General features: G+C 37.3%; 18 protein-coding genes. 8 read left to right on the top strand and 10 right to left on the bottom strand.

The features are described 5' to 3' along the window. Positions 1-9 precede the first annotated feature (9 nt). The 5 genes from M4I44_RS21360 to M4I44_RS21340 all read left to right on the top strand — a co-directional run bounded on the left by M4I44_RS21360 (position 10) and on the right by M4I44_RS21340 (position 5,769). The gene (locus tag M4I44_RS21360; RefSeq protein WP_249966053.1) at positions 10-165 is read left to right on the top strand and encodes a hypothetical protein; all 156 of its coding nucleotides are present in this window, start codon (positions 10-12) and stop codon (positions 163-165) included. Between the two features lie 105 nt (positions 166-270). Next, a complete protein-coding gene (locus M4I44_RS21355) occupies positions 271-468 on the top strand; it encodes a hypothetical protein (RefSeq protein ID WP_017495323.1) in 198 nt (65 codons plus the stop codon). Then, complete coding sequence (locus M4I44_RS21350) at positions 465-1,607, top strand: HlyD family secretion protein (RefSeq protein ID WP_249966052.1); 1,143 nt, start codon at positions 465-467, stop codon at positions 1,605-1,607. Before M4I44_RS21355 ends, M4I44_RS21350 begins: the two co-directional genes overlap by 4 nt. Position 1,608: 1 nt before the next feature. Further along, positions 1,609-3,759, top strand: coding sequence for a peptidase domain-containing ABC transporter (locus M4I44_RS21345; RefSeq protein WP_249966051.1), 2,151 nt, complete (start codon positions 1,609-1,611; stop codon positions 3,757-3,759). A gap of 555 nt (positions 3,760-4,314) precedes the next feature. Continuing rightward, positions 4,315-5,769, top strand: a complete 1,455-nt coding sequence (locus M4I44_RS21340; protein WP_249966050.1) for a glycosyltransferase family 2 protein — start codon at positions 4,315-4,317, stop codon at positions 5,767-5,769. Positions 5,770-6,088: 319 nt separating this feature from the next. On the opposite strand, the gene M4I44_RS21335 is transcribed toward M4I44_RS21340, so the two are convergent. From M4I44_RS21335 to nagA, 3 genes are all read right to left on the bottom strand, one after another. Further along, positions 6,089-7,123 carry a hypothetical protein gene (locus M4I44_RS21335; protein ID WP_249966049.1) on the bottom strand — a complete coding sequence of 345 codons (1,035 nt, stop codon included), beginning with the start codon at positions 7,121-7,123 and terminating at the stop codon, positions 6,089-6,091. After that, positions 7,114-8,352, bottom strand: coding sequence for a hypothetical protein (locus tag M4I44_RS21330; RefSeq protein WP_249966048.1), 1,239 nt, complete (start codon positions 8,350-8,352; stop codon positions 7,114-7,116). The genes M4I44_RS21335 and M4I44_RS21330 overlap by 10 nt, the downstream gene beginning before the upstream one ends. A gap of 285 nt (positions 8,353-8,637) precedes the next feature. Then, positions 8,638-9,777 carry an N-acetylglucosamine-6-phosphate deacetylase gene (gene nagA / locus M4I44_RS21325; RefSeq protein WP_249966047.1) on the bottom strand — a complete coding sequence of 380 codons (1,140 nt, stop codon included), beginning with the start codon at positions 9,775-9,777 and terminating at the stop codon, positions 8,638-8,640. A gap of 376 nt (positions 9,778-10,153) precedes the next feature. Here nagA and M4I44_RS21320 point away from each other — a divergent pair, with 376 nt between their 5' ends. From M4I44_RS21320 to M4I44_RS21310, 3 genes are read left to right on the top strand one after another with little or no spacing between them, the layout of a single operon-like run. Next, a complete protein-coding gene (locus M4I44_RS21320) occupies positions 10,154-10,750 on the top strand; it encodes a TetR/AcrR family transcriptional regulator (RefSeq protein ID WP_017495331.1) in 597 nt (198 codons plus the stop codon). Between the two features lie 6 nt (positions 10,751-10,756). Continuing rightward, a complete protein-coding gene (locus tag M4I44_RS21315; protein ID WP_017495332.1) occupies positions 10,757-10,984 on the top strand; it encodes a hypothetical protein in 228 nt (75 codons plus the stop codon). Positions 10,985-11,004: 20 nt separating this feature from the next. Further along, the gene (locus M4I44_RS21310; RefSeq protein WP_249966046.1) at positions 11,005-12,276 is read left to right on the top strand and encodes an MFS transporter; all 1,272 of its coding nucleotides are present in this window, start codon (positions 11,005-11,007) and stop codon (positions 12,274-12,276) included. A 77-nt stretch (positions 12,277-12,353) separates the two neighbouring features. Here M4I44_RS21310 and M4I44_RS21305 read toward each other — a convergent pair whose 3' ends face one another. From M4I44_RS21305 to M4I44_RS21275, 7 genes are all read right to left on the bottom strand, one after another. Further along, positions 12,354-12,737, bottom strand: coding sequence for a DUF5367 family protein (locus tag M4I44_RS21305; protein ID WP_249966045.1), 384 nt, complete (start codon positions 12,735-12,737; stop codon positions 12,354-12,356). A 116-nt stretch (positions 12,738-12,853) separates the two neighbouring features. After that, positions 12,854-13,681 (bottom strand): SDR family oxidoreductase, encoded by an 828-nt coding sequence (locus M4I44_RS21300; protein WP_249966044.1) that lies wholly within the window; start codon positions 13,679-13,681, stop codon positions 12,854-12,856. A 71-nt stretch (positions 13,682-13,752) separates the two neighbouring features. Then, entirely contained in the window at positions 13,753-14,631 is an 879-nt protein-coding gene (locus tag M4I44_RS21295) for an AraC family transcriptional regulator (RefSeq protein WP_070907362.1), read from the bottom strand. Between the two features lie 388 nt (positions 14,632-15,019). Then, positions 15,020-16,948, bottom strand: coding sequence for a glucosamine-6-phosphate deaminase (nagB, locus tag M4I44_RS21290; RefSeq protein ID WP_249966043.1), 1,929 nt, complete (start codon positions 16,946-16,948; stop codon positions 15,020-15,022). 46 nt (positions 16,949-16,994) lie between these two features. After that, positions 16,995-17,789 carry a gluconate 5-dehydrogenase gene (locus tag M4I44_RS21285; RefSeq protein WP_249966042.1) on the bottom strand — a complete coding sequence of 265 codons (795 nt, stop codon included), beginning with the start codon at positions 17,787-17,789 and terminating at the stop codon, positions 16,995-16,997. A gap of 234 nt (positions 17,790-18,023) precedes the next feature. Further along, a complete protein-coding gene (locus M4I44_RS21280; RefSeq protein WP_249966041.1) occupies positions 18,024-19,154 on the bottom strand; it encodes a DUF4861 family protein in 1,131 nt (376 codons plus the stop codon). A 253-nt stretch (positions 19,155-19,407) separates the two neighbouring features. After that, positions 19,408-23,451 (bottom strand): two-component regulator propeller domain-containing protein, encoded by a 4,044-nt coding sequence (locus tag M4I44_RS21275; RefSeq protein WP_249966040.1) that lies wholly within the window; start codon positions 23,449-23,451, stop codon positions 19,408-19,410. Positions 23,452-23,527: the final 76 nt, after the last annotated feature.

Below are 23,527 nucleotides of genomic sequence, written 5' to 3'. Positions count from 1 at the left end.
AAAAGGAGTATGGAAAATTTAATTGAGTTAAACGAATTTAAAATGTTGAATATTGAAGGAGGTTCTTCCGAAGAATGGGGGTATCGAATGGGAAGAGCATTGGCTAAAACAGTTAAGCAATGTGCTAATTTATTTGGTACTGTTTCCGTTCTTTTTGCACTCTAATCATAAGATTCGTTTTTTTACTGAATGAAAAGGAGTTGTTTTTTAAGCTTTTAATAGTAAAAAATGACTTCTTTATCTATACATGCAACTTAATAAAATCAAAAGTTGAAAACAAAAATAGTTAAAATATTACTCATTGTGATGTCTGCGGCTGCAGTTGTCCATTTAATTAAATCTATTATTGAACCAAGATTTGGTTATGATGTTTTTGGCTTTGAAGCAGATATATGGAGTTATAGGATTTATGCGGTTTTACAGATATTTATATTTGTGAAGACATATTTAAAAATAAAAGAAGAATGAACTTCAGTTCAGACCCAATAAACACGCTGGAAAATCTTATTGCTAAAAATAAAACCAGGAGCTTTTCTATTTATTTTGTTATCCTTTTGTTTATCATTGTTTTCTTGACACTTTTGCCTGTTATCAAAGTGGATATTAGCAGTCAGAGTCGTGGTATTGTTCGCAGTAGAACCGATAATGTACCTGTTGCAACGATGGTTAGTGGAAGGGTGAATTGGATCAATTTAAAGAATAACGGAGTTGTACGAAAAGGAGACACACTTTTAAAAATTGCTAAAGAAAATTTGGAGAGTGATAAAAGGACTCAGGATACTTTATCAAAATCTGTTTCAGCACTGCTCAGAGACGTTTCAGTACTTTTGCAGAATAAAACGAATCATTTATTGACCACTACAGCACGAGAGGATCTATTGAAATTTCAGTCTGGGAAAAATGAATTGCAAAGTAAGATCACGCAGGCACAAATCAATTTTGACCGCAATAAAATTTTGTATGATAAAGAAATTATTGCCAAGGCCGATTTTGAAAAACTTGAATATGAATTACGTCTGTCCAAACAAGCCTTGCAAAGTTTCATAAGTCAGCAAAAATTAACCTGGGAAAACCAAAAGAGAGATTTAGAAGATCGCTTAAAGAACCTGAATGGCGCTGTCGCTAAGATAAATGCAGAATCGAATAATTATGTTGTTTTGGCTCCGGTTTCCGGAACAATCGAAAACTATTCAGGTATTCAAAAAGGCTCCTTTATAAATGCTTCCCAATCTATCGCAGCCATTTCATCGGCAGATCATCTTATTGTCGAATGTAATGTTTCTCCCAATGATATCGGTCTTATTAAGAGAAATCAGAAAGTCAAATTTCAGATAGATGCCTTCAACTACAACCAATGGGGTTTGTTAGAAGGAAAAGTGATTGATGTTGATCGTAATATTACGCTGCAAAACGATCAGGCTTTTTTTAAGGTGCGATGCGCTTTAAACTCAAAAACCTTGCAACTTAAGTCAGGTTACAAGGCGAACATTTCCAAAGGAATGACCTTAACAGCAAGATACATAATTACCCGAAGAAGTTTGTTTGATTTGTTATTTGACAAAATAGACAATTGGTTAAACCCAAAACAAAGAGCAAATAACAAATAAAATGAGTTCAATAAAAATAAAACAACATGATGTTAAAGATTGTGGCGCTGCTTGTCTGTCATCTATTGGAAGTCATTTTAAAGTTAATCTGCCTATAGCTAGAATACGCCAGTTTGCTAATACCGATAAGCGTGGCACCAATGTTTTAGGGATCATTGAAGGCGCGGAAAAAATGGGTTTTACTGCCAAAGGCGTCAAAGGCGGTTTAGATGCCTTAGATAAAATTCCGCTTCCGGCAATTGCACATGTTGTCATCAAAGAACAGTTACAGCATTACGTGGTACTTTATAAAGTAGAGAAATCTAAAATCACGGTCATGGATCCGGGTTTAGGCAAAATGGAAAACTATACCTTCGAAGAATTTCAGAAAATATGGTCAGGAGTATTGATTCTCTTTGCTCCCAATGAAGATTTTAAAACAGTAAACGAAAAAATAGCACCCTTAAAAAGGTTTTGGAATTTAATCCAACCCCATAAAACGATCTTACTTCAGGCTCTGGTTGGAGCCATTTTGTTCACCATTTTGGGATTGGCGATGTCTGTTTACATCCAAAAAATAACAGACTACGTTTTGGTAGATGGTAATCGAAAACTGCTTAATTTATTGAGCCTTTCTATGATAGCAATAATTTTGCTGCAAGCCTATATTGGCTCCAAAAAGAGTGTTTTTGTGATGAAAACGGGACAATTAATCGATGCAAAATTAATTCTGGGGTACTATAAACATTTACTGCATTTGCCGCAGCGCTTTTTTGATACCATGCAAATAGGGGAAATTACTTCAAGAATAAGTGATGCGGTAAAAATTCGCTCGTTTATAAACGAAGTAGCCATTGAAATGATTGTCAACCTCTTTATTGTTGTTTTTTCATTTGTATTAATGTTTACGTATTACTGGAAACTGGCCTTGGTAATTGTTTTGGTGATTCCGTTTTACGCCATGATCTATTTTGTTTTAAATAAATTCAACAAAAAAGTGGAACGAACTATCATGGAGATTGCTGCCGAACTGCAAACACAATTGGTCGAAAGTATTACCCATGTCAGGACAGTAAAGGAATTTGGAATCGAAGATTTTTCTAATCTAAAGGCGGAAAACAAATTCGTGAAGCTGTTATTTACGACCTACAAATCAGGTTTAAATGGAATCTTTGCAGGAACTTCTACACAATTTTTAGCTTCGGCTTTTACTATAGTTTTAATGTGGATCGGATCGGGTTATGTAATCGACAGAGCCATTACTCCGGGAGAACTATTCTCTTTTTATGCCTTGATTGGTTATTTTACTTCTCCGGTTGCTTCTTTAATCAACATGAATAAGACAGCTCAGAATGCCTTAATTGCAGCAGACCGGCTTTTTGAAATTATGGATCTGGAAAGAGAAGAAACAGAAAATAAAATAGAATTACAGAAAGAGCATTTAGGAGATATAAGGTTTGAAAATGTCTCTTTCAAATATGGATCCCGTCTGGAAGTTTTTAAAAACTTTAATGCAGTATTTAAAAAGAATCATACAACAGCAATAGTAGGAGAAAGCGGCAGTGGAAAAACAACTTTAATTTCATTGCTGCAAAATTTGTATCCTATCAAAGAAGGTAAGATTTATATTGGAGAATATGATTCACAGTTTGTTCATTACCAGAGTTTGCGAAAAGTGATAGGAGTTATTCCCCAACAGCTTAATTTGTTTTCCGGAAATATTATCGAGAATATTGCTTTAGGCGATTCGTTTCCGAATATTCAAAGCATTTTGGATTTGTCCAAACAGCTGGGAATAACTCATTTTGTTGAGAAATTACCAAACGGATTCGAAACACAAATTGGAGAAAATGGAGCTATGTTGTCAGGTGGGCAAAAACAAAGAATTGCCATTGCTAGAGCATTATACAAAAATCCGGATATTCTATTAATGGATGAAGCCACAGCATCATTAGATACAGCCTCTGAAAAAATGGTGAAAGAGGTGATCGATAATTTTAAAACTCAGGGAAAAACAATCATTGTTATTGCCCACCGTTTAAGTACAATTGCTAATGCAGATACCATATTGGTTATGAAAAACGGAACGATCGTCGAATCAGGAAATCATTTTGAATTGTTAAATCAGGAATCGGAATATTATAATCTTTGGAGTAAACAAAATTTGGTTTAGATGGACTTTTAATTAGAACGATTTATTTTGTACCATAAAAACTTCTTTTACGTGAAATTTCCCTAGCCCGGACAGAAGCGGTATCCTTTTTCTTGCTCCTTTAGCAAGGAAAAGATATAGAGGATGGCCGGAAATAGCTCCAGAAAAAGAAATTCCAAAATTATAAATTCCCAAATTGCTTCGCCTGCTCGCTATCGTTCAGGTCTAAATTCCAAAAATCCTTCGACTTCGCTCAGGATAACAATAATAAACACCAGAAAACGTTATTTCTAAACTTCGTCATGCTCAAAGGCCACAAAACCTCAACTTAAAACCTCAACTTAAAACCTCCCAAAACCCCAGTAAAAACTGTATACTGTATACGAAAACGTGTAATAATTACACACTTGAAAATGACGCAAAACCGCTAATTCATTAGAAATCAGTAAAAGAATAATTATGGCATAACGCTTGCAAAATGGCATTAGTATAAAATTCTCTCCATTAATCAAAATGTAGCATCGGAGGGAAAGAATTAAATAAGAGCCATTAGAAAGCAATCAAAAGTAATGTCATATGAAAAGTGAAACCTTAACATCAGAACAGTTTTATACTTCAAATCCAGATCTTAATACCGAACAAGCCTTAAACAGTTCCATTTTTCGTATTAGTAACGCCAATGCAACTTCAAAGAAAGTAAGCGAGCGTACCAAAAGTAAGACGGGGTTGTTTGTACTGGTAAGTACATTTATCCTAATGTTTATTGGGGCTTATACTGCTTATCAGCTGCAAGCCGATTTCGATCAGTTTCAGTTGGAGCGAATAAATTCAAGCTGGGGATTTCCTTTCCTGATACTCGCAGGTGTATTGTTTGTATTTCAGGCCGGAGTTTTCCTGTACAATCTATACTTGTATTTTACTTATAAACCAATCGAATCCGTTTCGGACGAAATGTTGCCAACCTGTACTGTGATTGTTCCGGCGTATAATGAAGGGAAACTGGTTTGGGATACTTTGATGAGTTTGGCTGACAGTGATTTCCCGGAGCAAAAAATGCAAATATTAGCGGTTGACGACGGAAGTAAAGACGATACCTGGTACTGGATGCAGCAAGCAAAAATAAAATTAGGAGATCGTTTGACGATTTTTCAGCAACCTGAAAATAGAGGAAAACGTCATGCCTTACACCGTGGATTCGAATTGGGAACGGGAGAAATCTTTGTTACGGTAGACAGTGATTCAATTGTAAAAAAAGATACTTTAAGAAACTTAGTGAGTCCGTTTGTAGTAGATGAGAAATGTGGTGCAGTAGCTGGAAATGTTCATGTACTGAATAGCAAAAAAGCAATCTTGCCAAAAATGCTGAATGTGAGTTTTGTGATGAGTTTTGAGTTTATGCGTTCTGCCGAAAGTCAGTTAGGGTCTGTGCTTTGTACTCCGGGAGCAGCGGCAGCTTACAGAAAAACCTCGGTTTTTGCTTGTTTGGACGAATGGATCAATCAGACTTTTATGGGACAGCCATCGGACATTGGTGAAGACCGTGCCATGACCAATATGATTTTGAGACAAGGGCAGCATGTGTTGTTTCAGCGAAATGCTTATGTATTGACCAACGTGCCGGAAGAATATACCGGATTGTATAAGATGTTTATCAGATGGAGCAGAAGTAATGTGCGTGAGAACATCGCTATGGCAAAGTATGTTTTTACAGATTTCAGAAGTGAATCTAAATTTGGAGCACGTCTTTTATTTGTGAGTCAATCTATGAAGATGATTATGGCGTATCCGTTTATGTTTTTTATGTTCTTTTTCATCGCGGTACATCCGATATTGTTTTTAAGTTCTACACTTTTAGCGATTTTAATCGTATCGAGTTTTCCGGTATTGTTTTACACCAAAAGATATAATTTTGCTGATTCACTTTGGGCTTATTCGTACAGTGTTTTTTATACATTCAGTTTGTTTTGGATTACACCGTATGCTATCGTTACAGCCAATAAAAAAGGCTGGCTGACCCGTGGATTGGCCTAGAAAAAAATATTGTAATTAAAAAAATAGAAATTGATTTGTTTTTTTAGGACTCCTTCTCATCTGAGCAGGAGTTTTTTATTTTTGGAAGAATTAGGAATTGGGATTTAAAAAGGAAAGAATCTGAAGTCGTATGATTCTTGTGCTGTTTTTTAACCACAAGGTGCGCAAAGGTTTACGCGAAGATCGCTGGATAGTTGTGATAAAATTGACTTATCTGTATTATGGAGAATGGGAGAAGCGATTCTGATTACTATACTTTGTTTCAATAAAAAAACCTCTAAAGTTTTAAGTTTAGAGGTTTCAATATTTTAAAAGACAACTATCGCTGTTCCGTAATTGTTGCTTTATTAAGCTTTATAACTCTGATTTTCTTGTTGGTATTATCAGATAAATACAAACGATCGTTTAATTGTGCTACACCAATAATACTTCCAAATGGATTTTGTCCCATAATATCAAGAGCATTTACTCTTGGAGTATAGATTCGATCCTTGAATTCTCCTTTTGGATACAGACGCAAGTAGTTGTTGCTCCCTATATTTTCGGATGTAATGGTCCAGTCTTTAGAAAAACTTATGGCCATAGGCTCCGCGGCAGCAAAAACTGCTGTTACAGGTTTTATGGGTTCAGTTAAAGAGGCAGCAGCATTAGTTTTAATAGACTCAATGTTGTAATACAGGTAACTTTTGGCATCTCTTCCGGCTACTACTAAATTGCCTGCATCTATATCCATAGCATACACCTCATCCCAACCGTTTAAAGTGTTTAATTTAGCAATTGGCTTTAAATTCCAATCACTGCTATCAGTAATTTGGGTAGTTTGAAAAACTTTAATTGAGGTTTCTTTTTCTTTTACGAAGATTAAACCATCTTTAACCACAACACCAAAAACGTGCACAAAAGTATTCCACCACTGACCGTTTCCGACTGTATTGATTCCGGCATTTGTAATCTCATCCAATACAAATAGTCTGGAATCGACACTCCCGATATAAAGACGTCCGCTATCTACACAAACTGAAGTAAGTTTGGTAAACGGAATTGTAGTGGCTCCTTTAGTATAAGCCGAGATCGTTTTGATATAAGCCATCGAAACAGCATCAAAAACTTCCAGTACATCGCCATTACAAACGTATAATTTATTGTTGGCAACCGTAATTCCTTTAGGATCTAAAGTTCCCGTTCCTGCACCAATTTGAGCCGCTGTGATGGAAGCTTCTTCCGTTGGAAAGTAATAATCGTATTTTGTTGGTTCACTGCCGTTTGAAGAATCATCGCTACAAGCTGTAAAAAGACAGAGTAGGATGAATAAAAAAGATATTTTGTTCATGATAGTTTTGTAGGTTATTTCCATTTTCCTTCTCCTTTATATTTTACTAAAAATGGGTTTTTAGGATCAATTTTGAAAACAGGCTTTTTATAAGATTGACTTAGATAGCTTGTTTTTGTATATCCTTTTAATACATCAGGATCTGTAAAAGGAAGATCATTCAAAGAGATGAGGTATTTATAGAAATCAGTAAACATTCCCTGTTGACCACCGCCTTCGCCACTGTTGCATAAGTTACTACTGTGACTGTAGCCGGAGTGGTGAGAGTATTCGTGGGTCCAAACTGACATATCGCCAACCCAATGTCCGGTCACATAACCAGATTCCCATTGTGAGGCTAAAGCTCCCCCTCCCCAGGCAGAACCACCTCCTACCATCGCCATATTCAGAGTCCGGCTATCGATATAAGTGTTATAGGCTTGTTCAATTTGGGCTTTGGTAAGATAATCGTAAACACCATCTTTGTCTTCAGCATTTCCGTGCCAGTTTAAAGCACCGTTTATACCTGCTCCGGCCGCTGTTGCCTGTTCTTTTTTATAACGGTCAAAATTCATAAAAGTATCATAATACAAAGGATGACTTATAGCATAGGAATAGTTAATAATCATAGTGATCGCTTCTTTAGCCAAAACAGGATTCATTGGTAAAAATTTATTAGGATCATCAGCAGGATTATTAAGGTGATATTGGGTGCTGAATTGTACGAGTCGATTTGATTTGATTCTTTTGAACATCGCAAATAAAGGATCAGTTGATTCTACCGAAAATTCGATTGCTCCTGAAGAGAAACCATCAATTTTATCAATAGTAACAGCCTTACCACCTTCAAGTTGATAGTCATGAGTTCCATTTACTAATGGAATTTGATGTGCCGAACGGTGAAAAGCAGGGACTGATGTAAATTCAAAAAGCAAAAATCGCTTGTCATAGTTAGGTAATTTTGCATACACTTTTACATCTTTAAGTCCAACTGGAGAATAAAGAGAAATTTGTACAGAATCTTTGCCTTTTTGAATAATTTGCATGGGCTGATTAACGCGAAACCAGCGGTTTTTGTTGTCATACATTTTTGAAGAACTTTCATTGTCTTCAAACATCGTCATTGGTCGGTTTTCTTGAGGTAAAGCTGTCGCATCAATAGCGGGCAAATAATTGGCTTTGTAGCTGTCACCTTTTGAATCATCATCGCTGCATCCGAATAATATGCCTGCGAAAAAGACAAAAGGTAAAAAATAAGAAATGGGTTTTCTCATAGGATTAGTAGGTTAAATTTGGGTTTATATAAAAAATTGTTGTTGTTTAAATCAATTTTTAAGTTTTGTTTTTGGGGCAATTTTGGGCAAAGTTAAAAAACTTATTCACATTTAGTTTCAGGAGGGTAACAATTGGTGCTGTTTAGGGAATGATTGATTATTCGGATTTATTTTTTCCGGGTTGTTTCATAATAATACAAGTTAAAAACGCTACTATACTCCATAAGAAATCGAGTTTAAGGAAAGTCAAAAAATTACTGTAAAATCTATTTTTCTTTCCTTATTCTATGAAATAAATAACGGTGTTTTCGGAAAATTTAAGGTTTTTATTTCAGATAAATTATCATTGAACTGAACAAAACTTGCAGGAAATCCCGGCTTTATTTTTCCAATTTGATCTTCTAAACCAATCGCCGAAGCAACGCGTGAAGTGGCCATTTGAATGGCTTCGTCTGCTGAAACTCCCAGATGATTGTAAGCATTCTGAACGGCTTCCAGCATCGAGATTGTTGCTCCGGCCAGACTACCTTCACTGTTTCGGTAAAAGCCGTCTTCAAGGTATGCATCGAAATGATTCCATTTAAAACTGGCAATTTTTCGTCCCAGGAAAGTGGCATCACTAATCAAAAAGAACTTATCCTGTTTTAATCTGTAGGCTAATTTCGCAGCAGCATAATCACAATGTGCACCGTCTAAAATAACCGGGGAATATACATTTTCATTTTCTAAAGTGGCACCTACTAAACCCGGTTCACGATGTCCGAACTGTGTCATTGCATTGAATAAATGAGTGACAAGTTTAATTCCCTTTGAGAAATAAACCTGCGCTTCTTTGTGTGTTACGGTTGAATGTCCGATCGAAATTATAATGCCGCTTTCAATTAACATGTTGAGTTGTTGCTCGGTAAAACATTCCGGGGCAATGGTGATTACTTTAATAACATCTTTTCCTAATCGGATAATTTCTTCAAGTTCCTCATTAGTAGGCTTACGAACCTGATCAATAGGATGTGCGCCACGTTTTAGCGGATTCAGAAAAGGGCCTTCCAGATGCATTCCTATTACACCGTTGGGGTATTTTTTCATGTAACTTCGTACCGCTTCAATTCCGTTTATGATAGTTTCTCTTGAAGAAGAAATCAAACACGGAAGTATATGAGTCGTACCGTATTGAAGGCTTGTATCATAAATGTCCTGAATGGTTTCCTCAGTAGGGGTTTGACTGAAATACAATTTTTCGCCTCCGTTGATTTGAATATCAATAAATCCGGAAGCAATATGTTTGCCTTTTAAATCAATCGTTTCGATATCATTTGGAGTTTCTTTTTGAACAGAAAGGATGATTCCGTTTTCAATGATGATTACTCCGTTGGTAATAATTTCGTCACCCGTGTGTACAGTGGCATTGATAATGGCTTGTTTCATTTTTTAGTGTATTTATTAGTTTAGTGGAAATAACAGAATAAGTGTTATTTGCATTTAAAAGATAATGACCTCTGTGTTTGCAGATGTAAATGTACTGGGCCCTATTGGTCAACCAATTTAAGCTAAAACGAACAAAGTACATTTGATAAATTGAACTTTCTGCATTTTTCATAATAAATTCCAATAGTATCGCAGAGTAGTATTGGTAAACTTGAACAGACTAAAGCTTCGGGGAGCTAAAATGCTAGTGTTTTGTCCTGTAGAAATCCGTATAATTTTGTTTGTGAGATGATTATTTTTTCACTTCACAAAAATAATTTTAAATAAAAGAATGTTCATTCATTTATTATGCTATATTTGTGCTAAAATAATCAGTATGAGAGCAAGAGATGTCGACAAAGAAAAATTAGTAATCGAAATGGCAATTGATCAGATTGTTCAGGAAGGATTTCAGGGTTTTAGTATGAACAAGCTGGCGAAGGCCTGTTCTATTTCTGTTGGCACGCTTTACATCTATTACAAAGACAAAGATGATTTGATTCAAAAAATAGGTGCCATTATCGCGCTGAAGTTTTTTACCAGCACCGTGAAGAATTTTTCGCCCGAAATGTCATTTGAGGAAGGTTTATGGAAACAGTGGGAAAACCGCGCCAACTTTACCATGAAATATCCCAAGGAAGTTGCATTTTTTGAAATTGTCAAACATTCCCCTCATTCAGAGATCATTCTGGATTCTATTCAGGAGTTTGCAGATTTTAGAAGGATTATGAAAACGTTTATAGAAAACGGCTTGCGCAATAACGAGTTGATTCCTATGACATTTGAGGCTTTTTGGAGTGTTGCCTACGGGCCTTTGTACACTTTATTGAACTTACATACTGAAGGTAAGAGTATGGGAGGAAAACCCTTTACACTTACTAAGGAAATTATGAAAGAAGCCTTTCAGGCCACTGTAAAAGGACTAAAACCATGAAAAATTATGGAAACAAATTTAAGTACAATACACATTTTTAAAACAAACATTGGTGACAAAGACCCTAATTGTCCCATCCGTCAAAAACTTGACACTCATTCAGACATTCAGCAATGGAGCATTGACTGCGAAGATGTTGATTGCGTTCTCAGAGTTGTTTCAGAAACATTACATCCTGAAATTATTATTGATATGGTCACATCATTTGGCCATGAATGTCAAGAGTTAGACTAAACTAATACATTTTATAAAGAATGAAAAAAAACACTACAGAAAGCCCGGCTTTCTCGACACATCAAAAAATCATTATTGCGATATTAGCGCTTTTACAGTTCACCGTGATACTCGATTTTATGGTTATTTCTCCCTTAGGAGATATTTTAATGAAAACCCTGAACATGACACCGGCAAATTTTGGTTTTACCGTTTCTGCCTACGCCTTTAGTGCTGGAGCTTCAGGATTGCTCGCTGCAGGTTTTGCAGATAAGTTTGACCGAAAAAAACTTTTAATTTTCTTTTATATCGGATTTATTATAGGTACCGTTTTCTGCGCACTTTCAACCAGTTATGTAATGCTGCTATTGGCAAGGATTGTAACCGGACTTTTCGGAGGGGTAATAGGATCTGTTTCCCTGGCGATTGTAACGGATTTGTTCGTGATTCACCAACGCGGACGTGTGATGGGATTTATTCAAATGGCATTTGCTTCCAGTCAGATTTTAGGAATTCCGGTAGGCTTGTATTTTGCCAATCACTGGGGATGGCATTCGGCTTTTATTATGATTGCAGTTCTGGCGGTATTGATACTTATTGCCATTATCACTCAGATGAAACCGATCACCAAACATTTAGAAGTACAATCAGACAAAAGTCCTTTTTTACATCTGTGGCATACCCTGAGTAACAAACAATATCAGGTTGGTTTTATGTCTATTGCTTTTCTTTCGGTTGGAGGTTTTATGCTACAGCCCTTTGGAAGTGCCTTTTTAGTCAACAATATTCACATCAGTCAGCTCGAATTGCCAATGGTCTTTTTCTTTACCGGACTTTCGGTACTTTTCATCATGCCTTTGGTAGGTAAGTTGAGTGATAAAGTCAGTAAGTTCAAACTGTTTGCGGCCGGATCTATACTTTCGGTTATTATGATTATCATTTACACCAACCTTGGTCCGGTACCTCTTTGGCAAATCGTAGTGCTTACTATGATTATGTTTATGGGTATTATGAGTCGAATGATCCCCGCTACAACATTAAACACAGCTATTCCCGGATTGGAAGATCGTGGTGCTTATATGTCGATCTCTTCTTCTTTGCAGCAAATTGCAGGTGGAATTGCCGCGGTTTGCGCCGGGTTTATTGTACATCAGAAAACAAAGACATCACCTCTCGAAAACTACGATATTTTAGGATATGTAATTGCGGTAATTACACTTTCGACCATATTTTTGATTTGGAGAGTCAATAAACTGGTGAAATCAAAAGATACAGTTGCTCCTACTCCGGTTCCGGAAATGGTAGAAATTTAATTTTTTAGATTTCAAATCATAAGAAAGCTTGTCCGTTAACGACAAGCTTTTTTTTATCTTTTTATGAAAATTGTTGATTAGGAGGTTTTTATTTTTCTATGCCAATACCAGTAAACCGAAAAAGCGTTTATAACAGCCAGTGTCCATAGAATTGGACTGGTGAAAAAGCTCTCATAACTTCGTCCTTCAGGAATTTCAACAAAAGGAACGGTTATCAAAACGTCCAAAAACAATGCTGTTCCCGACATTAATACACCAAGTGCAAAACCGTTGGTGTTGTATTTTTTCTGATAATAGAATTTTGCGCCAACGATGGCATAAAAAACAATAAGCACCATAACGATTAAAGCTTGTATTAGAAAATAATCTTTCAGAAGGGGAGTATTACCTAAAAGATAAAAGGAAATACTGACGCACAACCAAACTATAAATCCTGAAAATATTCCTCTGCTATATTTCATAATCTTATATCAATTTTATTTATATTTTAGTCCAATGTTTTCCGATATAATGCCGATGTAATATGAAAATAGTACAATGCAATTGGACTATATTGAATATACAATCGGTATTAGTTTTAGGAGTTCCAGATTTCGGTCTTGGCAGTCTCTTTCGCGTAGGCGGAAAAATCCTTTGCTTTTCTGCCCAAAATGTTTTCTATATCTGAGGTGATACTGGAATTTCTACCGTCTAAAACCTGTTCAAAAAGATAGTTGATGAGCCAAATATGATCTTCCGGAACCTGATATTCCTGCAAAAGCTGATTGTATTCTTCTAACGATAGTCCCTGAAAGGTAATATTTCGACCACTGGCTTCGGCAATTTCATTTACGGCTTGTTGGAACGTCAATAACCTTGGACCGGTTAATTCATAAGTTTGTCCGTTGTGTTTGTCTTCTAAAAGAGCGGCAGTAACCACATCGGCAATATCATCGGCATCGGTAAAAGGTTCCAGTGCTTCTGCTCTTGGTAAGGCCACTATTCCGGCTAATATCGGATCTAAAAAGAAACTTTCACTAAAGTTCTGATTGAACCAGCTGGAACGAATAATGGTCCAGTTTTTGGCAGCCGATTTAACGATTTCCTCGCAAAGCTGTGCTTCTTTTTCGCCTCTTCCCGAAAGTAAAACCATCTTCTGTACACCCAATTTTGTGGCAAGACCAGTAAAATTCTGAATCGTTTTTACCGCTGAAGGAATGGCCAGGTCGGGTTGAAAAGTAATATAAACTGTATCGATTCCCTGAAGAACAGTGGGCCAGGTTTCCTGTTTTTCCCAATCGAAAGGTAGTTTTTCATTTCGGGAACCCAAACGAACTTCAATACCTTCAATTTGTTCTAATCTTTCGGCTACTCTGCGTCCTGTTTTTCCATTGGAACCCAGAACTAAAATTTTTGTATTTTTCATATCAGTATTTTTTAAATGATTACTGATACAAAGGTGTTTAGATTAAAACGGATTCATTTGTCGTAAAAGAATTATGATTTGTTTGAAAAGAATTGCTGCCGAACTTCATTTGGACGCATACCAAATTTTTTATGAAAGGCATTCGAAAACGAACTCAGACTGTCATAACCCACCTCCCAGGCCGATTCCTGAACTGTTTTTTCGTTGTCACGCAACAATTCGTAAGCCTTGTGCAGTCTTTCTTCCTGAACGAATTTGAAAACAGGAATGCCAAAAAGTTCTTTAAAATTCTTTTTTAGTTTGTTACTGTTTAAGCCTACCATTTGCGATAATTGTGTGATCGATGGTGGTTTTGAATAGCTGTTGGTTACAATTTCTTTTGCTTTGAAAAGTTTGTTTTTATCAATTTCCGAAAGGTCAATTTTGGTACCTGTTGCGAGCAACGCATAAAAGTGAGCCAAAAGTTCGTTGACCTGACTTCTTAAAAACAGTAATCTCGTATTGCCGGTGTAGGTGGTATTGAAAATCTTTTGAACCGCGACCTGCATCTCCAAAGTCATATAAAAGGAAGGTCCTTGCACAAAATGTTCCTGCGGATTTAATAATTCAGGAAGGTAATTTTCAAAAATTTCTTTCTCGGCCTGAGGCAGAGAATGTAAATGTTTTGGTTTGGTGAAGATGCTAATGGACTGTAGAGGTTTATCTGGTTCTATTTTATGAGAGAACTCTACCTTTTGATTGCCAAAAAAACAAATGGCGAGTCCGGTTGTATTGGTCAGATATTTAGTCTGATTGTTGTGTTTGATTTCCAGTTCAACATTTCCGGAACCATAAAAGGCAAAGCCAACAGCATCTCCGTCGATTTCACATTGCTGTATGAAAGTCTTAGAGGTATTCGATTGTTCGATTAAAACAATAAAATCATTTAATTCTATAATGTCTGTTGTCATTGGTTTTTAATAGGTTTGACTCGAAATTGTCTGAAAAGTTACCAATTATTTTTAATATGTGCCATTCCTACGGAATTCAATTGTTGTGATATCATTTTATTCAACGGATTAAAATCCGTTGTTACAATATCGTTCGTTCCTCCGGAACTTTAGGGCGAGAGCCATTGGCTCGACCAATATTGTAGGGATGGATTTTAATCCATCCAAAAATAAATCAATAGCACAACAATTGAATTCCGTAGGAATGGAATCTATTAAAAGGATCCGTATTTCTGAAAAATCAAAAAAACCTCCCCAAAAAATAATTTGAGAAGGCTTCTTTTTAAATGGACGATTTTATAATCGATCCATTTTTGAACAAAATAAAGGTATGATTTGAATTAGTAAGCTAAAATTCCCAGCGTACAAAGGCTTCCATTGCGGCGTAACGTGACAAACCTAACTGATTGTACAATTGGGCTGTTTCGCTGTTTCGGTCTTCGGCTCTTTGCCAAAATTCTCTGGCATCAGTACCCTGAAAAACAACACCGTCTTTTTGCGACTGATGTTTGAAAATTCCGTGGCGTTTTGCCAATACCTGATCGGGACTCATTGGTACGGCCATTTCAACCTCATCGATTCCCCATTCCTGCCAGGCACCTCGGTAGAGCCACACCCAGCAATCGTTCATAAAAGGTTTTGGCTTTAGTGTTTTTACAGCTTCAAAGATCGCATCCAGACATACTTTGTGCGTTCCGTGCGGATCGGCTAAATCTCCTGCTGCATAGATTTGATGCGGTTTGATTTTTTCGATTAAATCCATAGTCAGTTGGATATCCTCACTGCCCAAAGGCTTTTTTTCAATCGCTCCGGTTTCGTAAAAAGGAAGTTCCATAAAATGAATCTGTTCTTCCGGTAAACCTACAAACTGACTGGTGGCACGTGCTTCTCCTTTTCGGATCAATCCTTTTAAATAGCGAACTTCCGGAATATCAATTTCACTGGCTTTTTTGTTTTTTAAAAAGTGTTCCGCTTTTTTGCAGATGGTTTCAGCTTCGATACTTTGTATTTTAAATTTGTCATTGTAATCACAGACAAATTTGGCAAATCTCAAGGCTTCATCATCGGCAACGGCAATATTTCCGGAGGTTTGATAGGCCACGTGTACCTCGTGTCCTTGTTCCTGTAAGCGCATAAAAGTTCCGCCCATACTGATAATGTCATCGTCTGGATGCGGACTAAAAAGCAATACTTTTTTTCGGACTGGTTCTGCTCTTTCCGGGCGATTTGTATCGTCAGCATTTGGTTTACCTCCGGGCCAACCCGTGATAGTATTCTGAAGTTTATTGAAAATCCTGATGTTAATGTCGTATGCCGGACCTGAATCGGCCAGTAAATCGCTCATCCCGTTTTCAATATAGTCGGCATCGGTAAGCATCAAAATTGGTTTCTTTAAATCGAGCGCCAGTCCTAAAACCGCTTTTCGAATCAGTTTATCGGTCCAGATGATTTTTTCAACCAGCCAGGGTCTGTTGATACGCGTTAGTTTTGAGGATGCTTCTTTGTCCAGTACAAAAACAACCTGGTTGTGTTCCTGTAAAAACGAAGCGGGAATTTGATTGGTCACTTCTCCTTCAACCGATTTTTTTATGATATTGGATTTTCCTTCTCCCCAGGCCATTAGAATGACCTGCTTAGCTTCCATTATTTTTTTAACTCCAAGTGTAATGGCGGTTCTTGGCGTGTTGCTAAGACCGGAAAAATCTCCGCTGGCTGCTACTCTGGTAATGTGATCTAAAGCCACTAAACGCGTTTTTGAGTTTTGTAGCGATCCCGATTCGTTAAATCCAATATGACCGTTTCCGCCGATTCCAAGAATTTGCAGATCGATTCCGCCCAAAGCTTCGATTTTAGCTTCATACTCGTGACAGTAATCAGCAATTTCTTCTTTGGATAGTTGTCCGTTGGGAATGTGGTAGTTTTCGGGTAAGATGTCTATCTGATCCAACAACAGTTCTTTCATAAATCGAACATAACTGTTAACAGAATCTGGTTCCATCGGATAGTATTCGTCGAGATTGAAAGTAATTACGTTTTTGAAACTTAAGCCTTCTTCTTTGTGCAAACGAACCAGTTCGGTATACAATCCTTTTGGAGAAGAGCCGGTTGCCAAGCCTAATACACAAGATTCGTTGTTTTTTTGTTTGGATTGAATAAGTGCCGCAATTTGCTGAGCGACTGCTTTTGAAGCTTCGGTTGAATTTTCGAAAACAACTGTATCGATGTTTTCAAATCGCTTTTCGAAACCCGTTGCTTTATCAATGTTACTTTTTATCATTTTAGTTTAGTTTTGACCTTTTAAGATAGTATCCAAAAGGAAAGTATTAGTCTTCGTTTGAAGGTTTTCCTATTGTTGCCAATATTCCGCCGTCAACATACACGATATGACCGTTTACAAAATCACTTGCTTTTGAGCTTAAAAAGATGGCGGCTCCCTGTAAATCGTCCGGATCTCCCCAACGACCTGCGGGAGTTCTTCCCATAATAAATTCATTAAATGGATGTCCGTTTACTCTGATAGGTGCCGTTTGACTTGTGGCAAAATAGCCCGGACCAATTCCGTTAGTCTGAATATTGAATTTTGCCCACTCGGTGGCCATATTTTTGGTTAGCATTTTTAGTCCGCCTTTTGCAGAAGCGTAAGCGCTTACAGAGTCTCTTCCCAGCTCGCTCATCATTGAACACATGTTGATGATTTTTCCTCCTCCGCGTGTGATCATGCCTTTTGCTACATTTTTTGAAACAATAAAAGGACCGGTCAGATCTACTTTTACTACCGCTTCAAAATCGGCAACTTCCATTTCTATGATTGGGGTTCTTTTGATAATTCCGGCATTGTTGATTAAAATATCGATCGGGCCTACTTCGGCCTCAATTTTATTGATGGCTGCAATTACGGCAGCTTCGTCTGTTACATCAAACAGGTATCCGAAAGCCTCAATTCCTTCTGATTTGTATTCAGCAATTGCATGATCAACAGCTTGTTGTGAGGAATGATCGTTTACTACAATTTTTGCTCCTGCATGTCCCAGTCCTTTGGCCATTGCCATTCCTAAACCATGAACGCCTCCTGTAATGAGTGCTGTTTTTCCGGTTAAATCAAATAAGTTAATTGACATTTTTGTTTGTTTTTGGTTATTAGTAATTTTAATTTGTTTTTATTTCGTTGAAGGCCTTTATTTTTAGCACATTCATAATTTTAAAATATCTGCCACAGATTACACCGATTAGAGGGATTTAATATTTTGAAAGTTTCTGCAATAGATTCGCCGATTAGAGGAGTTAATCCATAAAATCATTCGAATCTGTGGCTATAAAAGATGCACGCTATGAATTATGATTTCGTTTTACTGCTATTTTACACTGACTGTTAATGGATTTTTAAGCTCTTCATTAAAATGATCGAGGTAATTGAACCATTGTCTGGCCGAGGTAATTTTTCCGGCTTTGTCCCAGGCTGCACCAGTATAATAAATAAGAGGTTCATTATTTCTGACAGTGGTTTTGGTGAGTAATTGTTCTTTGTTTACCCACATGGCATTTGCCGGAGTTGTTAATATGGAACCAACTCCGGTAGTGCCTTCTTTATCAAAAGTAGGTTCCCAATACCCTATAATACCTTGCTGTTCGTTTAAAGAAAGAACACCGGCTTTTTCCCGTCTAATAATTCCAACAACTACTGGCAGTGGATTTTTATCATCAAATGTGTAAATATTCTCCATTCGGTTGAGCTGTGAACCGGCATCTATAGAAATGATTTTTGTGGCTTTGACGGGTATTCCACCGGCATTCCAGAGGTCATATGTCAGTTGAAAAGTGGTGCGGAGAGGTCCATTGTCTAAAATTTTCCATTGGTGGTAATTGCCCGAATATCGAATGGTATCTTTTACGTACGGAGCCATATTTCCTGCACCTAAAGTGTGTCCTACGTGATAATAATCCAATCCGTCGCCATGATCGATATGATAGTCGTTGCGTTTGTAGCGATCGTTTAGGACGAGTTTATCGGTTCGTTTTACCCAAACATCATAACCGTAAGCGTCACCTTCAGTTTTTTCAAGAGCCTTTCCATAGGCACGGAAGGCAATTTTATCATTTTCCCAGGCAAAATCGTCCAGACGTTCCGGTAGATAACGCGCATAGGTTTTGACAGCAAAAGGTTCTGGTTTTCCTTTTTGAATGGAAAGATTCAGAATTGCTTTTGCTTTTAGATCAATTTGTACCAGTAGATTTTGAATGGCATTATTCCCGCGATGTTCTAACTGAAACGGAATTTGTTTTTTGGTGAGGGTGTTCAATACGACAAAGTTAGCTGTGTCAATTTGCGGACAGGAGGAAAGTACCGATTTCCAGGGGATGGCTACAACCGTTTCTTTACGATCTATGATCGAATTATTGTGAACGGTTACTGTTGCTTTTGTTTGCGCAATTGTAGTGATCGGCAAAATGAAAGTCAGTATAAAAAGGAGTTTCATTATTTTCATAAAGGGCATTTTTATTTTAAACGTTGTATGGATGTTATTTTTTTCAATAAAACAGTTCCGTTAAGGCATAGTTCGAGCCTTCCTGTTCCAAAAAGACTGTTTCATCTGGACAGGATTCTGATTTTCAAAACTGAAATCCGGGATTGTTTTGAGGCTTTTTTAAAAACCTTGTTTTAGCTGATGTCTAACACAATAGTATCAGAATTTTATAAAGATTGTTTTTTGCATGGTATAGTAGTTTGTGTAGTTTGAATTATTCTTTTGTATCGTCGATTTTTGCTAAATACTCACTTGGCATACAGCCATAATGCTGCTTAAAGGCTGTAGAAAAATAAGAAGGAGAGTTGAAGCCGCACATATAAGTGATTTGTGCAATCGTATAGCGTTTGCTCTGCATCAATTCGACCGCTTTTTTAAATCGGATTCTCTTGATAAAATCCATAGCCGATTCTCCGGTAATGGCTTTTAATTTTAAATACAGATTCGATCGGCTCATGCCAATTTCTCTGCTAAACTGATCTACTGAAAATTCAGAATTGGCCAAATGATCTTCAACGATGCGAATGGCCTGTTTTAGAAACTCCTCATCCAGTGTATTAAAAGCAATATTTTCCGGAACCATTTCTTTTCCGACTGCATAATATTCTTTCAGTCTTTTTCGGGAGCGTAACAGATTGGTGATTTTCGTTGCCAGTAAAGGTGTCGAAAATGGTTTGGTAATATAATCATCGGCACCCATTTCGAGTCCTTTTATCTGCTGGCTGGTTTCGGTTCTTGCCGTTAAAAGCATCAACGGAATGTGCGAAGTATTAATGTTTTGTTTGACGCGTTTGCAAAAGTGTAAACCATCCAGTTCGGGCATCATCACGTCGCTGATGATCAGATCATAAGGCTGGATTTCCAGAAGTTCTAATGCCATTTGTCCGTTATGAGCTACGGTGACTTCGTATATTTTACTGAAATAGTCCTGTAGATAATCTAAAATCTCTTTGTTGTCGTCGACGATTAAAAGTTTAACAGGTTGATTTTTTTCGATGATTTCATTTTCTTCCGGCAGTAAAGCGTCTTCATTTTCAAGGTCATTGTCGGACAGGATTGCAAGGTCATAAGCAGATTCTTCCACATGTTGATCGTTTTGGTAAACCGCATCCGAAATAGGAATGGTAACAGTAAAACTGCTTCCTTCCTGCATTTTACTTTCAGCAGTAATGTCACCATGATGCAATTCGACCAGACGTTTGGTAAAGGCCAAACCAACACCGGAACCCAAATTCATTTCGCGATTGTTTACCTGATAGAAACGGTCGAAAACTTTTGATAAATCTTCCGTACTAATTCCGACTCCCGTGTCAGCAACTTTTATTTGTACCGTATCTTTTTTCTGTACTAGTGTGACAGCAATACTTTGCCCGGTTTTAGTATATTTAAAAGCATTGGATAAAAGATTGAAAAGGATTTTTTCCATAGCATCTTTGTCAAAATAAAATGACAATTGTGGCTCTTCAGAATGATAGGTATAGTGAATGCTGTTTTTCTCTGAAAGCGGTTTGAAAGACTCAAAAATCTCCTGCGTGAAACTTACAATATCGCCTTTGCCTACTTTTAATTGTCGCGTGCCCATTTCGGTTTTTCGAAACTCAAAAAGTTGATCGACCAAATTATAGAGTCTTTTGGCATTGATAAACATTAATTCATGTTTCTTTTTGGAAACTTTATCGGTAAACGGCATTTTTAAAAGTTCTTCGAGGGGTGCTAAGATCAGGGTTAAAGGAGTTCTTAGTTCATGAGAAACATTGGTAAAGAAATCCATTTTAACCTGATTGATATAGTTTACACGTTCTTTATCGATGCGTTCCAATTTTAATTGCTGAACGGCTTTTATTCTTTCTTTTATAATTTTAAAACCAATATAGGCTGCCGTACCAATGATGGTTAGCAATAGCAAAGAAAACCAGATGGTTTTATACCAGGGCGGAAGTATAATAACTTTTAAGTTTCGAACAGCACTCATTTCTCCGTTTGGTCCAACGGCTTTGATCTGGAAGTTGTAGTTTCCTGCAGATAAGTTGCTGTAACTTACTTTAAGCTCATCTGTTCGCTGCCAGTCTTTGTCGATTCCTTCCAGTTTGTAGTAGTAATAAGTTCGATTGGAAGAAATATAATTAAACGTATTAAAGAAGATGCTGAACTGTTTGTATTCAGGTCCAATTTCTAATTCATCGGTTTGGTCAATATGTCCTTCGAGTATGTCGGTATCATCTCCGGCAGCAACCGTTTTGTTTAATACTTCTAAAGCGGTAAAACTTAATTTTAAAGGAAGCGGCTGCTGCTTTACAATCGTAGGATAGAAATAGGAAAGTCCTTTGATTCCGCCGAAAAGCAGCATACCATCTTTGGCTTTGCAAAAGGCATAATCGTTAAATTGTTTGTTCTGCAGACCATCGCTTTCGTCAAAAGCCTGTACAGAACCTTTGTCGGGATTAAATTTGATTAAGCCGCTGTTGGTCGAAATCCATAAATTTCCTTCGTCGTCCGGAAGGATGCCGTAAATGTTTTCTTTAACAAAATCTTTTCGGGCTTTACTATTTTTGAAGGACTCCTGGGTTTCATCGTACAACCGTAATCCTTCACGGGTACCAATCCAGATTCGGTGTTTTGGATCTTCGGTTATACAATTTATAATATCATCGCTTAATTTGCCGCGACCGATAGTAGCAAACAGATTAGTGTCCGGATAAAAAAGAGTCACACCGTTAGTAGTTCCAATCCAGATTCGGTGTTTGCTGTCTTCAAAAAGAAAAGTAATATCATCTGATGCCAGACGTTTTCCGGCTTTGTCTAAATGAAGGTGCGTAAACGATTTGGTTTCCGGATGAAACTGGTCCAATCCCGATCGTGTACCTACCCAGATACGCCCCTTAGAGTCTTTCAATAAGCTGTAAACCAAATCTCCTGCGATCGAGTTGGGATTGTTTTCATCGTGGCGAAAACGCTGTGCAAAACCTGTATTCGGGTTGAGTATATTTAATCCACCGTTGTGGGTACCAATTAATACATTCCCGTTATCATCAAATTCGATGGCTTTGATATTGTTCGAACTTAAGCTGTTGGCGTTGTTCTCACTGTTCGAAAAATAGTTGATGGTATTGGCATTTTTGTTCCAATAATTCAAGCCTTTGTCATTGCTTCCAATCCAGAAGTTGCCTTTTGAATCTTGTTTGATTGCGCCAATTACCTCATCATTCAAAGAAGGTTTTCCGGAGTTTTGGCTTAACAAATTGAATTTAATATCGTTTTTATGATAGTAATTTATGCCTCCGTAATACGTTCCCAGCCAGATTCCGTTTTGCTTGTCTTTAAAGAAACAGCGAACAGAGTTTTGACTGATGGTGTAAGGCTGTGCTATTTGATGGTAATAATTACTGAAAGAGTTGGTTTTAGGATTAAAAATGGTGAGTCCTTTAAAAGTGCCGAGCCAGATATTTCCTTCGGTATCTTTTCCAACACATCTGATATTATTATCGGCAATACTGTTTGCTCCGGAGGTGTGGAGCAGTGCGGTAACCTGACCATTTTCGGCATTGTACCGAATAACACCTTCGCCTTCGGTGGCCACCCACAGCTTTTTATCATCGATATAAACCGCATTGATATACGGCTTTTTAGTGCCTAAATTAATTTTTGTGAGCTGATGTGAGTTGGGATTTAGTTTAAACAGACCAACATCTGTTCCCAGAATTATTTGTTTTTGCCAAACGCCGATGTAGGCAATTTTTTTGATTTCGTGCGAAGAAGCATTAAATCGGATGGATGAAAAATTCTGTTCTTCAGGGTTCAGCACAAAAACTTCTCCGGTAATCGAGGTCGCCCAAATTCTATGTGCAGGGTCTTCCGTGATCGACGAGATGTACCATTCCCCAATAGTTCGTGGAAGCTTGTAATTGGTAAAGCTGTCGGTACTGTAATTGTAAACACTAATTCCCTGATTACCGCCCACCCATAATTGCCCTTTATGATCGGTAAACAAGCTTCGGATGTAGTACGATTGCAAACTGTTTTTGACATTCCTTACGGGACGATACACTTTAAAACCTTTACTGTCATAACGATTTAGTCCGTCCTGAGTTCCTATCCAGATAAACCCCAGAGTATCCTGTTCAATAGCAAAAACGGAACTTTGCGACAAGCCTTTATCAACCGAAATCGTACGGAAGTATCGATCCTGTAACTGAGCCTGACTTTTAACGGCAAAAAGGATAAGATAGAAAAGCACAGCTATGGCAATCGTTTTCTTCATGAAAGTTTCAATTTTAATGGTTGGGTTTGTGTTTAATAGGTTATCGGTAATTTAACTCTAAATTTAAAGAAAAAGC

It is taken from the genome of Flavobacterium sp. B183 (genome assembly GCF_023539155.1).
Taxonomy (GTDB): Bacteria; Bacteroidota; Bacteroidia; order Flavobacteriales; family Flavobacteriaceae; genus Flavobacterium; species Flavobacterium tructae.
This window is presented reverse-complemented; position numbering and strand designations above follow the sequence as displayed.

Coding starts and splice junctions, on each gene's coding strand:
- M4I44_RS21360 (WP_249966053.1), top strand. CDS start 10: ATGGAAAATTTAATTGAGTTAAACGAATTTAAAATGTTGAATATTGAA.
- M4I44_RS21280 (WP_249966041.1), bottom strand. CDS start 19,154: ATGAAAATAATGAAACTCCTTTTTATACTGACTTTCATTTTGCCGATC.
- M4I44_RS21335 (WP_249966049.1), bottom strand. CDS start 7,123: ATGGAAATAACCTACAAAACTATCATGAACAAAATATCTTTTTTATTC.
- M4I44_RS21345 (WP_249966051.1), top strand. CDS start 1,609: ATGAGTTCAATAAAAATAAAACAACATGATGTTAAAGATTGTGGCGCT.
- M4I44_RS21295 (WP_070907362.1), bottom strand. CDS start 14,631: ATGACAACAGACATTATAGAATTAAATGATTTTATTGTTTTAATCGAA.
- M4I44_RS21340 (WP_249966050.1), top strand. CDS start 4,315: ATGAAAAGTGAAACCTTAACATCAGAACAGTTTTATACTTCAAATCCA.
- M4I44_RS21315 (WP_017495332.1), top strand. CDS start 10,757: ATGGAAACAAATTTAAGTACAATACACATTTTTAAAACAAACATTGGT.
- M4I44_RS21275 (WP_249966040.1), bottom strand. CDS start 23,451: ATGAAGAAAACGATTGCCATAGCTGTGCTTTTCTATCTTATCCTTTTT.
- M4I44_RS21300 (WP_249966044.1), bottom strand. CDS start 13,681: ATGAAAAATACAAAAATTTTAGTTCTGGGTTCCAATGGAAAAACAGGA.
- M4I44_RS21305 (WP_249966045.1), bottom strand. CDS start 12,737: ATGAAATATAGCAGAGGAATATTTTCAGGATTTATAGTTTGGTTGTGC.
- nagB (WP_249966043.1), bottom strand. CDS start 16,948: ATGATAAAAAGTAACATTGATAAAGCAACGGGTTTCGAAAAGCGATTT.
- M4I44_RS21330 (WP_249966048.1), bottom strand. CDS start 8,352: ATGAGAAAACCCATTTCTTATTTTTTACCTTTTGTCTTTTTCGCAGGC.
- nagA (WP_249966047.1), bottom strand. CDS start 9,777: ATGAAACAAGCCATTATCAATGCCACTGTACACACGGGTGACGAAATT.
- M4I44_RS21285 (WP_249966042.1), bottom strand. CDS start 17,789: ATGTCAATTAACTTATTTGATTTAACCGGAAAAACAGCACTCATTACA.
- M4I44_RS21310 (WP_249966046.1), top strand. CDS start 11,005: ATGAAAAAAAACACTACAGAAAGCCCGGCTTTCTCGACACATCAAAAA.
- M4I44_RS21320 (WP_017495331.1), top strand. CDS start 10,154: ATGAGAGCAAGAGATGTCGACAAAGAAAAATTAGTAATCGAAATGGCA.
- M4I44_RS21350 (WP_249966052.1), top strand. CDS start 465: ATGAACTTCAGTTCAGACCCAATAAACACGCTGGAAAATCTTATTGCT.